General features: G+C 67.8%; 10 protein-coding genes. 5 read left to right on the plus strand and 5 right to left on the minus strand.

Annotated elements, in window-relative coordinates:
- From QMX79_RS17390 to QMX79_RS17400, 3 genes are all read left to right on the plus strand, one after another.
- The coding region (locus QMX79_RS17390; protein ID WP_282247859.1) for a YopT-type cysteine protease domain-containing protein at positions 1-1,380 on the plus strand (1,380 nt) is incomplete at its 5' end.
- 87 nt (positions 1,381-1,467) lie between these two features.
- Positions 1,468-2,871 carry a glutamate--tRNA ligase gene (gene gltX, locus QMX79_RS17395; protein ID WP_282247860.1) on the plus strand — a complete coding sequence of 468 codons (1,404 nt, stop codon included), beginning with the start codon at positions 1,468-1,470 and terminating at the stop codon, positions 2,869-2,871.
- A gap of 16 nt (positions 2,872-2,887) precedes the next feature.
- Positions 2,888-3,373, plus strand: a complete 486-nt coding sequence (locus QMX79_RS17400) for a Fur family transcriptional regulator (protein ID WP_068850345.1) — start codon at positions 2,888-2,890, stop codon at positions 3,371-3,373.
- 12 nt (positions 3,374-3,385) lie between these two features.
- Here QMX79_RS17400 and QMX79_RS17405 read toward each other — a convergent pair whose 3' ends face one another.
- The 5 genes from QMX79_RS17405 to QMX79_RS17425 form a co-directional block, all read right to left on the minus strand.
- Positions 3,386-4,564, minus strand: a complete 1,179-nt coding sequence (locus tag QMX79_RS17405) for an HlyD family secretion protein (RefSeq protein ID WP_282247861.1) — start codon at positions 4,562-4,564, stop codon at positions 3,386-3,388.
- A gap of 11 nt (positions 4,565-4,575) precedes the next feature.
- Positions 4,576-6,228: an MFS transporter gene (locus QMX79_RS17410; protein WP_336618875.1), complete on the minus strand. Its 1,653-nt coding sequence runs from the start codon at positions 6,226-6,228 to the stop codon at positions 4,576-4,578.
- Positions 6,225-6,791 carry a TetR/AcrR family transcriptional regulator gene (locus QMX79_RS17415; RefSeq protein ID WP_282247863.1) on the minus strand — a complete coding sequence of 189 codons (567 nt, stop codon included), beginning with the start codon at positions 6,789-6,791 and terminating at the stop codon, positions 6,225-6,227. The genes QMX79_RS17410 and QMX79_RS17415 overlap by 4 nt, the downstream gene beginning before the upstream one ends.
- A gap of 89 nt (positions 6,792-6,880) precedes the next feature.
- The gene (locus tag QMX79_RS17420) at positions 6,881-8,107 is read right to left on the minus strand and encodes an MFS transporter (RefSeq protein ID WP_282247864.1); all 1,227 of its coding nucleotides are present in this window, start codon (positions 8,105-8,107) and stop codon (positions 6,881-6,883) included.
- A 94-nt stretch (positions 8,108-8,201) separates the two neighbouring features.
- The gene (locus QMX79_RS17425) at positions 8,202-10,388 is read right to left on the minus strand and encodes a TonB-dependent receptor (protein ID WP_282247866.1); all 2,187 of its coding nucleotides are present in this window, start codon (positions 10,386-10,388) and stop codon (positions 8,202-8,204) included.
- Between the two features lie 156 nt (positions 10,389-10,544).
- On the opposite strand from QMX79_RS17425, the gene QMX79_RS17430 reads away from it, so the two are divergent.
- On the plus strand, positions 10,545-10,958 hold the full coding sequence (locus QMX79_RS17430) for a MerC domain-containing protein (protein ID WP_068850361.1): 414 nt from the start codon (positions 10,545-10,547) through the stop codon (positions 10,956-10,958).
- Positions 10,959-11,066: 108 nt separating this feature from the next.
- Entirely contained in the window at positions 11,067-11,249 is a 183-nt protein-coding gene (locus QMX79_RS17435; RefSeq protein WP_068850363.1) for a 30S ribosomal protein THX, read from the plus strand.
- Positions 11,250-11,513 lie beyond the last annotated feature (264 nt).

Genomic DNA, 11,513 nt, shown 5'->3' on the forward strand with positions numbered 1-11,513 from the left:
GCGGCCGGCGGCCTGCTCGGGCTGGCCCTGTCGGCGCCTCTGGGCACCCGGCGGCTGGTCGCGCTCGCCGCGCGCGACGGCGCACGCCTGCAACCGGCGCTGCAGGCACCGGTCTGGGAGCAGGCGGCCGATCCGCTGGAGCACCTGGCCGAGCGGTACGCGCAGCCGGTGGTGCTGGCCGGGTCGCGGGCTGCCGACAATGGCGTGCACGACTACCTGGGGCGGCAGTACATCGGCCAGGCCGGGCACGCCTACGAGGTGGCGTTTGATCGCGCCCACGGCACCTGGCGGCTGCAGAACCCGCAGCCGGGCAACTTCTACCACCAGCCTGTTCGACTGAATGCCGATGGGATGTGGGAACCGCACAGCGATGTGGGCCTGCGTGGCGGCGCGCCCAACAGCGGCTCGCGCCGCAAGTCGGTGGAACGCAGCTACCGGGGTTCGTTGAACTCGCTGGTGGAACGCGCGCACTCGCGTTCGGTGGACAGCAGCTCGCAGGACTTCAGATGGGGGGTGGACCACTGGGAACGGGTGATGACGCCAGAAGAAGCGCATGAAACCGTGTCGTTGCAGCAGATGAAGGAACTGTTCGTCTCCGGCTACCTCGACCCGGTGCAGCAGGGCGCGCTGTCGGTGATCATCGAGCGGCTGGACAATACGCTGCGCGCCGAGCACTACATCGTGGTCAATGAGGTGGTGCACGATTCGGTGTACATCGCCGGCGGCGAGTTCATTCCCGCTTCGCAGGCCCTGCTTGGCGAAGGCAACGGCCTGTCCACGTCGGGGATGTGCACGGGTCTGTCGCGCATCATGGCCACGGCGATGGGGCAGGGCGAGGAAGTCCACGTGCTGGACCAGCTGCGGCGGGCGATCCGGGAGCCGGATACTGCGCACGCCAGTGCGCTGCGCGCGGTGGTCCGTGATGCGCAGGGGGCCGCGCTGCAGCCGGGTTCGGTGTCGGCGGCGTCGTTGATCGGGGTGGATGCGCTGGCCGATTTCCTGGCCAACACCGCGCGCAGCAGCCAGTTCATCCTGAGCGGGGCCAAGCACAGCATGGCCTGCGCGGTGGTGGTGCTGGGCAATGGGCGGCGCGAATACCTGCTGTACGACCCCAATTTCGGCCTGATGGTGTTCAAGAAGCTGTCCAGGTTCAACCAGTGGGTAAACAACCTGTTCGGCTCACGCTACTTCAGCCGGGCGGCGGCCCGTACCCCGGCGGCCGGGGAAAGCCGCGCCGAAACCCTGGCTGAGATGTACGGGGCGGTGGCCACGCCCGGCAGCACGCGGATGCAGTTCCACCTGCGCCAGATCAACCCCGAGCGCATGCAGGAGCAGGCGGCGGCGCGCGGCTGGGCCACGCTGTTCGAGCATGTCCGCTGACCCGCCGGGGCCGGGAACGCCGCCCCGGCCCCCTTTGCCGGCCGGGGCAGGTAAAATTGCCGGGATTCCCGTTCTCCAGAGCCCTCCATGACCTGCCGCACCCGTTTCGCCCCCAGTCCTACCGGCTACCTGCACATCGGCGGTGCCCGCACCGCGCTGTACTGCTGGCTGGAAGCGCGCCACCGCGGCGGCGAGTTCGTGCTGCGCATCGAGGATACCGACCGTGAACGCAGCACCCAGGGCGCGATCGACGCGATCCTGGAGGCAATGGAGTGGCTGGGCCTGAACTACGACGAAGGCCCGATCTACCAGACCCAGCGCGTGGCCCGCTACAAGGAAGTGGCCGAGCAGCTGATCGCCGACGGCAAGGCCTACTACGCCTACGAAACCCGCGAAGAGCTCGACGCGATGCGCGAAGCGGCCATGGCGCGCCAGGAAAAGCCGCGTTACAACGGCGCCGCGCGCGAGCAGAACCTGCCGTACCGCGACGATCCGAACCGGGTGATCCGCTTCAAGAACCCGCTGGAAGGCACGGTGGTGTTCGACGACCTGATCAAGGGCCGCATCGAGATCGCCAACAGCGAGCTCGATGACATGGTGATCTTCCGTCCTGATGGCTTCCCCACCTACAACTTCGCGGTGGTGGTGGACGACTGGGACATGCGCATTTCCGAAGTGATCCGCGGCGATGACCACATCAACAACACCCCGCGCCAGATCAACCTGTACGAAGGCATCGGCGCGCCGGTGCCGAAGTTCGGCCACATGCCGATGATCCTGGACGAGCAGGGCGCCAAGCTGTCCAAGCGCACCGGCGCGGCCGACGTGATGCAGTACAAGGACGCCGGCTACCTGCCCGACGCGCTGCTGAGCTACTTGGCCCGGCTGGGCTGGTCGCATGGCGACCAGGAGCTGTTCAGCCGCCAGGAGCTGATCGACCTGTTCGATGTGACCAACTGCAATTCCAAGGCCTCGCGCCTGGACATGGCCAAGCTGGGCTGGGTCAACCAGCACTTCCTGAAGAGCGAAGACCCGGCCGCCATCGCCCCGCACCTGGTCTACCAGCTGAACAAGCTGGGCCTGGACCTGGGCGCCGGCCCGGCCCCGGCCGACGTGGTGGTGGCGCTGCGCGACCGCGTGCAGACCCTGAAGGAAATGGCCGAAAAGGCGGTGGTCTGGTACCAGCCGCTGGTCGAATACGACGAAGCGGCGGTGGCCAAGCACTTCAAGCCGGGCGCGGAACTGGCGCTGGGCAAGACCCGCGAGCTGCTGGCGGCGCTGGGCGAGTGGACGCTGGACGGCGTTGCGGCCGCCCTGCACGACGTCTCGGCGGTGCTGGAGATCGGCATGGGCAAGGTGGCGCAGCCGCTGCGCGTGGCCATCACCGGCACCCAGGTCAGCCCGGACATTTCGCAGACCGTGTTCCTGGCCGGGCGTGAAGAGGCCTTGAAACGGATCGACGTCGCACTCACTAAAGTACCGACGGCCTGACCACAGGAGACCGCGCATGTCCGCAAAGACCGCTTGTACCGCCCCACACCATCACGTTCACGACGCTTCGGACTTCGTGAAGGTGGTGGAGCGCGTGTGCACGGAACGCGGACTGCGGCTGACGCCGATCCGCGCCAACGTGCTGCGGCTGATCGCCGAGGCCGGCAAGCCGGTCAAGGCGTACGAGCTGCTGGAATGGGTGCGCAGCGGCAAGGGCGTGGGCGCCGATGCCCCGCCCACCGTGTACCGCGCGCTGGATTTCCTGATGGCCAACGGCTTCGTGCACAAGCTCGAATCGGTGAACGCCTTCGTGGCCTGCCACCACCCCAGCAGCGCGCAGCATTCGGTGCCGTTCCTGATCTGCAACAGCTGCCACAGCGCGGTGGAGCTGGAAGACCGCGACATCGTCAGCCAGCTGGAAAAGCGCGCCAAGGAACTGGGCTTCCAGCCGCAGGCACAGACGCTGGAAGTGCACGGCCTGTGCGCCCGCTGCGCGGGGTAAAGCCGCACCCGATCACGGCGTGCGCGTCGGCTCCGCTGCGGTATCGACCCGTACGACCACCGACATGCCCGGACGCAGGCGTGGTGCAAGCTCCTGATCCGGGTCGATCGCGATCCTTACCGGCAACCGCTGCACCACCTTGGTGAAATTGCCGCTGGCGTTGTCCGGGCGAAGCACGCTGAATTCCGAACCGGTGGCCGGGGCAATCTGCTCGATGTGGCCGTTCAACCGCTCCCCGTCGAAGGCATCCACCGAGAACGAGGCCGGCTGGCCGATGCGCATGCGCCAGGTCTGGCCTTCCTTGAAATTGGCCACCACCCACAAGGTGTCCGGCACCAGGAACAACAGCTGCGAACCGGCGGTGACGTATTGGCCCAGACGCACCGAGGCTTCGCTGACCTGACCATCGCGCGGGGCATGGATGACCGTGTTGGCCAGGTCGATGCGCGCCAGTTCCAGCTGCGCCTTGGCGGTTTCCACGCCGGCTTCCAGGCTCTTGCGCGCCACCTGGGTGGAGGTGAGCGTTTCTTCGGCAATGCGGATCTGCGCCTGCGACTGCTGCACGGAGGATTGCGCGGCCTGCGCGCTGGTGCGGAACTTGTCGCGGTCGTTGAGCGCCACCAGTTGCTGGTCGGCGAGTTCCTCGTAACGCTTGAGCTCCACGCGCGAGCGCGCCAGTTCCGATTGGCCCGCAGACAGCGCCGCCTGCGCCGCACCGATCTGCGCGCGGTTCTGTGCCTGCGCCTGGTCGGAGTTGGCCAGCGCGGCGATCGCGCTGTCCAGGTTCGCCTGCGCCTGCGCCACCTTCTCCTTGTAGATGCGGTCGTCGATGCGCAGCAGCGTCTGGCCCTGCGTCACATGCTGGAAGTCCTTCACCAGCACCTCGGTGACATAGCCGTTGACCTGCGGCGCCAGCACCGTGATCTGCCCGCGCACATAGGCGTTGTCGGTGCTCACCCAGCTGCTGTTGAACGGCCACAGCGACCACGCGCGCAGGATCAGCGCGATGCCGATCAACGCCACCACGATCATCACCACCACGCTGCGCCGGCTGGGCTTGAGGTACTTGGGCGCACTGCTGGGCGCCGCGGCGGCGGCCGGCGCAGCCTGTGCGGCCACTGGCGCGGCATCGGTGGGCACCGGCGGGTTCACGTCATCAGGATGGTCATCGCGCGGAGGCGTAGTGGACATGGAAAGACCTATTACAGGGAAACGGGGCGGGGATGGCGCTTGCGCCACTGCTTGAGCACGGCGGTGCGCACCGACAACAGCAGCAGCCAGCCCAGGAAGATCAAGGCGACCCGGCCGCTCAACGAGAACACGTCGTTGAAGCCGCGCACGTTGGCCTCGCGCCGGGTGATCTGCGCCAGCTGGGCGGTGCCCTGCGCACTGCGCTGCACCGGGTCGGTGAGCAGAGGCGTGTACAGCTGCTGTTGCAGCTTCAGGCGCTGCGCGACCACGCCGTCGGAGGGATCGAGCTGGCTGACCAGCGCGCTGGAATAGACCTGCTCACGGTGCACCTGGTAGGTACCCAGGACCGCCGAACCGGCCAGCCCGCCCAGCGTCTGGGTGATCGACACCGTGACCAGGAAGGTGATCATGTGGTCGGTGCCCTGTTTCAGGGCCTGGGTGATGCCGAGCATGATCAGTGGGCCCATGAACATGCCCGACCCCATTGCCGCCAGGAACTGGCTGAGGAAGAAGTCATGCGGCCGGTCCTGGCTGGTGCGACTCTGGTCGAGCAGGGCGGCACTGCCCAGCAGCAGGATGGCCATCAACAGCTGCGCGATGATGCGCTTGGGCCCGAAGGTGAGCGAACTGGTGGCGATGCCGGTGATCACCCCGGCCAGGATCACCGCGAACAGCGGCCGCATCTGGTCCGGACCCATGCCCAGCTGGCGCATCAACCCGACCACGCCATAGGACTGTTCAGTGGTGAGGAAACGCAGCAGGAAGGCGCCGACGATGAAGTGCAGCATCGGCAGGCTGGCCAGCCAGCGGATCTGCAGCAGCGGATTGCGCCGGTAGTGTTCGACCACCAGCCCGGCGGTACCCAGCGTGATCGATGCGATCATCGCCCAGCCCAGCCAGGGTGTGTCCAGCCACCAGCGCAGCGTGCCCTGGGCCAGCACCACCACCAGCAGCGCCACCGCCGGGGCAAACAGGGCGAAGCTGAGGAAGTCCATCGGCTCGAAGACTTTGATCTGCGCGCCCGGCGGCAGCTTGAGCATCACCACGGCGGCGAAGGCGCACAGCGCGAGCCCGGCTTCGAACAGGTACAGATTGTGCCACTGGCCGGTGTCGATCAGGCCGGGCGATACCAGCCAGGCAATGGGCACTGCCATCTGCGAAATCCCCACGCCGATCACCAACAGGTTGCCGGTATAGCGCCGCGGCAGCGACTGCAGCATGTACAGCGTGCCCAACGTGCTGCACGCCGCACCGGCGAAGCCGCTGGCCGCACGCATCATCAACGTGGTCTCGAAACTGCCCACGAACAGATGCAGCACCGCCAACGTGGCGTACAAACCCAGCCCGATTTCGGCGAACAGGCGGATGCCGTACTGCTGGCGGAACTTGAAGGCCAGCAGGTTGGCGGTGACGTTGACCATCGCATAGGCGGCCACCAGCCAGCTGCCCTGGGTCGGGGTAAGCCCGAGCTGGCCCTGCAGGAACGGGAGGTTGGCGGTGACCAGCGCGCTGCCCAGCCCGCCGGTGATGCCCACCAGCAGCGCGACCAGCGCATAGGCCACGCGGCGGTGCGGCGGGTGCCACGGCATCGATGCCGAGCCGGGCAGGGTCGGCTTTTCGTGTTCCTCCCAGTCCGGGATCGGCTTGAGGTACTCCGGCATCAGCGGCCCCCGTCGACCTGTCCGCCCAGCCCTCCGCGCAGCAGTTGCAGTGCGCGCCCGGCCAGGCGCGCGCGTTCTTCGCGGGTCTTGCCGCGCAGTGCGGCGCCCAGCATGCTGGAAATCAGCGAGATATCGGCCGCCTGCAGGTCCGGGCGGCACAAGCCGGCATCGATCGCGCGCTGTATCGGCGCCTTGAGCAGGCCGTGCACGGTCTGCCGCGCGGCCTTGATCGTGGGTTCGTCGGGGTCCACCGCACGCCAGTAGTCGGCCAGCGCCGGCGACTGCACGATCCGCGAGGCCATGCCCTGCAGTACCTCGAACAGGGCGTCGTCGCGCTCACCCAGGGTTTCCACCTGGCGTGCGATGCGGGCCACGGTGCGGTCCAGCAGCGCCTCGATGAGCGCGGTGCGGTCGGGGAAGTTGCGGTAGAGGGTGGCGCGACCGACCTGGGCCTTTTCGACCACCAGGTCCAGCGGTGCGGTAACGCCATGCTGGCCGAACACGCTGTCGGCGGCATCGAGGATCAGGGCGCGGCGGGCAGCCGCATCGGCACGTTGACTTTGCATGGGCTATTTTCGGACAGGAATGTCCGCAATGGAAGCCGGTCGGGCGATACCGGTATGAGGCCGCTCTGCTTGGTCAACGAGGCGTGAAGTCAGCGCGTGCCCGGAACCGCATGGCACCCGTAGCGGGCCTCGCGGATCGGCAGGTTGATCACCGCCGCCAGCGCAGCCAGAGCCATGTCGGCGTACCACATCCACAGATAGTTGCCCGAGTGGGCCAGCGCCAACCCGCCCAGCCACGCGCCGAAGAAGCCGCCGAGCTGGTGCGACAGCAGGGTCAGGCCGAACAGGGTGCCCAGGTAGCGCGGGCCGAACAGCTTGCCCACCAGGCCTGCGGTGGGCGGCACCGTGGCCAGCCAGGTGAAGCCCAGCGCGGCGGAGAACACATAGAAGGTGAGCGCGGTGGGCGGGGCCAGCAGGTAGGCGCCGATCATGACCGCGCGGCTGGCATACATCCAGAACAGCAGGTATTTCATCCGGTAGCGCTGGCCGAGTGCGCCCACCAGCAGGCTGCCGGCGATGTTGAACAGGCCGATCAGGGCGATGGAGGTGGACGCCACCGTCGGCGACAGCCCGCACAGCGCGATCTCGCCGGGCAGGTGGGTGACCAGGAAGGCGATGTGCAGGCCACAGGTGAAGAAGCCCAGGTGCAGGTACCAGTAGCTGCGGTCGCGCGCGGCCACGTGCAGCTGGGCGCGCAGGCCGCCCTCATCGGCGGTACCGGCCGCGGCGTGGTCACCGGCACGTCGCCGCAGCGGCCAGGCCATCGGCAGCGACAGCAGCGCGGCGGCGGCCATCACCCACATCGCGCGCGCCCAGCCGGCGCTGCTGATCACCCACTGCACCAGGGGGGCGAACACGAACTGGCCCAGCGAACCACCGGCGTTGATCAGGCCGGCGGCGAAGGAACGCTTTTCGGCCGGCAGGCGGTGCGCGGTGGCGCCGATCAGCACCGAGAAGCTGCCGGCCCCCGCACCGGCGGCCATCAGCAGGCCCAGGGTAAAGCTCAGCCCCAGCGGGCTGGTCAGCAGCGGGGCCAGCACCAGGCCCGCCACCAGCAGAAGCGCGCCGCCCAGCAGCACCGGCCACGCCCCGCGCTGGTCGGCCACCGCGCCGAACACCGGCTGCACCGCGCCCCAGACGAACTGCCCGATGGCCAGCGCGAAGCTGATCTCGACGATGCTCACCCCGGTGCTGCGGTGGATCGGGTCCACGTACAGCCCGGACGTCTGCCGCACGCCCATGGTCACCATCAAAATGGCCGAGGCCGCCACAAGCAGCCCCCAATGCATGCGCGGGGCGGGGGACGCTGGATGCATGGGCCGTTCCGGGTCGGTGGGTTTTCCGGATTGTACGACCAAAAAAACGGGGGCCCTGGGGCCCCCGAAGGTGAAACAGTGACCCCAGTGGGGATCAGAAGTAGGCGCGGATGCCGAACGCCACGCCGCGGCCCGGCAGCGGCGAGTAATCGCGCAGCAGCGAGGTGTGTGCACGTGCCTCGCGGTTGGTCAGGTTGTTGCCGTCCAGGAACACCTCGTAGCTGTTGCTGTCCGAGCGGTCCCAGCGGTAGGCGAAGTGCGCATCAACCAGGGTGTAGCCCGCGCTTTCCGCTTCGTTCTGCGCGGTGTCCTTCTGGCTGCTGTAGCGGACCGCACCCACCGAAGCACGCCAGCCATCACGCGACCAGCGCAGGTCGGCGCCGACACGCGCCGGGGAGATGCGCGGCAGGTAGCCGCTGTTGGCCAGGTCCACGGTGTAGTTGTGGTCGTGGTCGCCGTGCGGCACGGCGATGTCCACGCTGCGGCTGCCGCTGCCATCCAGCTCGGCCTTCACGTAGTCGCCGAACACGCGCAGGTCCCAGTCGCCGCTGTTGCCTTCGAACAGGTGCACCAGCGCTTCGGCCTCGGCGCCCTTGAAGGTGGCGTCCTGCTGCGTCCACAGGCGCACCGGCAGGCTTTCGACAACGCCCGTGTCGGCCAGGTAGATGAAGTCCTTGAACTTGGTCTGGTAGATGGACGCGGAGAAATCGAGGCGGTCGCTGTGGGTGTGGATGCCGAGTTCGACGCGCTGGCCGCGTTCGGTCTTCAGGTTGGCATCGCCGATCTCCAGCGAACGGGTGGCGATGTGCGCACCGGCGGCGTAAAGCTCTTCATTGGTCGGCGCGCGCTCGGAACCGTCCACGCCGAAGCGCAGGTCGACCGCATCGTTGAGCTTCCAGATACCGGCGGCCGACAGGTTGGTGGCATCGAAGGTGCGCGCGCGGTAATCGCCGGTCGGGTCCAGCTTGACCTGGTCGTGGCGGCCGCCCAGTTCCAGCTTGAACGGGCCGAACTGCTTTTCCTGCAGCACGAACAGGCCCACGTTGCGGGTGCCGGTATCGGGCACGAAGGCTTCTTCGCCCTTGGCGCCGAAATCGCTGTTGCCGAACTGCAGGCCGAACGCGCCGTCCCAGCCGCCGATCTGCTGCTGCACGGCTTCCAGGCGGGCTTCGACGCCGCGGTTGGTGAAGCGGGTGGACGGGGTGCCGGCTTCCAGCTCGACATGCTCGTAGTCGGTGTAGGCGGTGCGCAGGTTGATGTTCTTCAGGAACGACACCGGGTTGTAGATGCCGCCCTTGGCTTCGAAGCGGTTCTGCACCATGTCGATGCGCACGTCGTGCTCGTCGCCTTCTTCTTCCTCGTCGCCATGGTCATGATCATGGTCGTCGTCGGCATGCACGTGGGCGCCGTTGGGAATGCCGTAGTTGGTGCGGTAGGTGCTGGCCGACGCGCCGAAGTAGCCGCCTTCGCCCAGCCAGGTCGCACCGACGCCGCCGGCGCGGGTGCGGATGGAGCTGTTGTCCAGGGTGCCGCGGCGCGGCTCGTCGGTGTCGCCTTCTTCGTGGTCGTGGCCGCTGTGGTCTTCCAGGCCGTCGATCACGGCGTAGCCGGGAATGCGGTAGTCATCGCCGTTGCGGACCAGGCCGTCGACATGCAGCACCCAGTTGCCGTTCACGCCATCGAGCCGGAACATGCCGCTGCGTTCGTCATTGACCGAGTTGCCGCGCACTTCGGCGCGGCCGCTGAGCGGGCGGTCGGGCAGGTCGCGTGCGATGCGGCCATCGACCACGTTGACCGCGCCGCCGATGGCGCCACTGCCGAACAGCAGGGTGGCCGGGCCCTTCAGGACTTCGATCTGGTCGGCCAGGAACGGTTCGATGCTGGTGGCGTGGTCGGCGCTGACGGTGGAAGCATCCATGTTGCCCATGCCGTTGGAGAGCACGGCCACGCGCGGGCCTTCCTGGCCGCGGATGATCGGGCGGCCGACGCCGGGGCCGAAGAAGGTGCTCTGCACGCCGGGCAACTTGGCCACGGTATCGCCGAGGGTGCCGGCCTTCTGTTCGTCCAGGCGCTCGCCGGCGAGCACGTCCACGGGCCGTGCCAGCGATTCGGCGTCGCCCTGCAGCGGGGTGGCGGTGACCTTCACTGCGGACAGCTCGGTCAGGTGGTGGTCACGCTCGGCGGCATCGTCGGCGGCAAAGGCCAGGGTGGGGAGCAGCGCAGCGGCAAGCGCCAGGGACAGGGCGTGCGGCTTGAGGGAACGGGAAGAGCGCATGGGCAGAGGGTCCGTCGGTCGAATTGTTACAATGTATCAATGGTGGGGCGCGCCAATCCCGTCAAATCGGGAGGGTGGAACCGGGTGGGGCAGGGGGAGGGAGTGCGCGTCGGGATTGATGTTATATTATTCCATAACGCTTCGCCGACCCTGCTGGAAGTCATGCCCCTGTTCTCCCGCCTCCGTCATCTGTTGGATCGCTTTGGTGCCACCGGCTCGCTGCTGTGTGCGGTGCACTGCGCCGTGTTGCCTGTCCTGCTGGCGGCGGCCCCCTCATTGGGGCTGTCGGTATGGCTGGGCGACGGGGTGGAACTGGCGCTGGTCAGCTTCGTGACCCTGCTGGGGTTGTTCAGCCTGGTGTGGGGCTATCGCCGCCATGGGGCGCTGCGCGCGCTGGGGTTCCTGGTGCCGGGTCTGACGGCGCTGTGGGCGGGGCTGCTGTACGGGCCGCTGCACCATTCGGCGGTGCCGCACGCGGTGGTGATGACGCTGGGCGGGGTGCTGGTGGGTGTTGCGCACCTGGTCAACCTGCGCCTGAACCACGGGCACGTCCATGATGCGAGCTGTGCGCACTGAGGCGCTGTGGTAGGCTTTCCGATCGTGCGCGGGGGCGTCTGCAAGGGCGGGCCCGCCGAACCCGTGTCAGCACGGGGTAATCAGATTTCAGACTAAGGAGTTGACGACATGGGTAAGGGTGACCGCAAGACCGCCAAGGGCAAGCGCTACAACGCCAGCTACGGCAATTCGCGTTCGCACGCGGTGAGCAAGGTGGCCGTGGGCGCAGCTGCGCCGGTCGCCAAGAAGACCGTGGCCAAGGCCCCGGCAAAGAAGGCCGTGGCCAAGAAGGCTGTTGCCAAGGCCGGCTGAGTTTCGCCAGGTCTGACGAAAAAACGCGGCGCTTGCGCCGCGTTTTTTTTTGGTTTTTTGAAGCGGCGTGATTGCGGGCAACGGTGCGGTCACGGACACAGGTGTGATTGCGGTCAGCCCGGTAGTGCCGGGCCCTGCCCGGCAGCTTCATGCACTTTGGCGAACAGCCGGTGGTCATCGCATGGCCTGAGGTGGGCCGGCGGGTGCGGGGGTACGGGGGGCGCCGTGAACCCATCCTTGGGGGCTCTTGCGAAACATCCATGT

Origin of the sequence: Stenotrophomonas sp. PS02300 (assembly GCF_029959395.1) — a bacterium.
Taxonomy (GTDB): Bacteria; Pseudomonadota; Gammaproteobacteria; order Xanthomonadales; family Xanthomonadaceae; genus Stenotrophomonas; species Stenotrophomonas maltophilia_AD.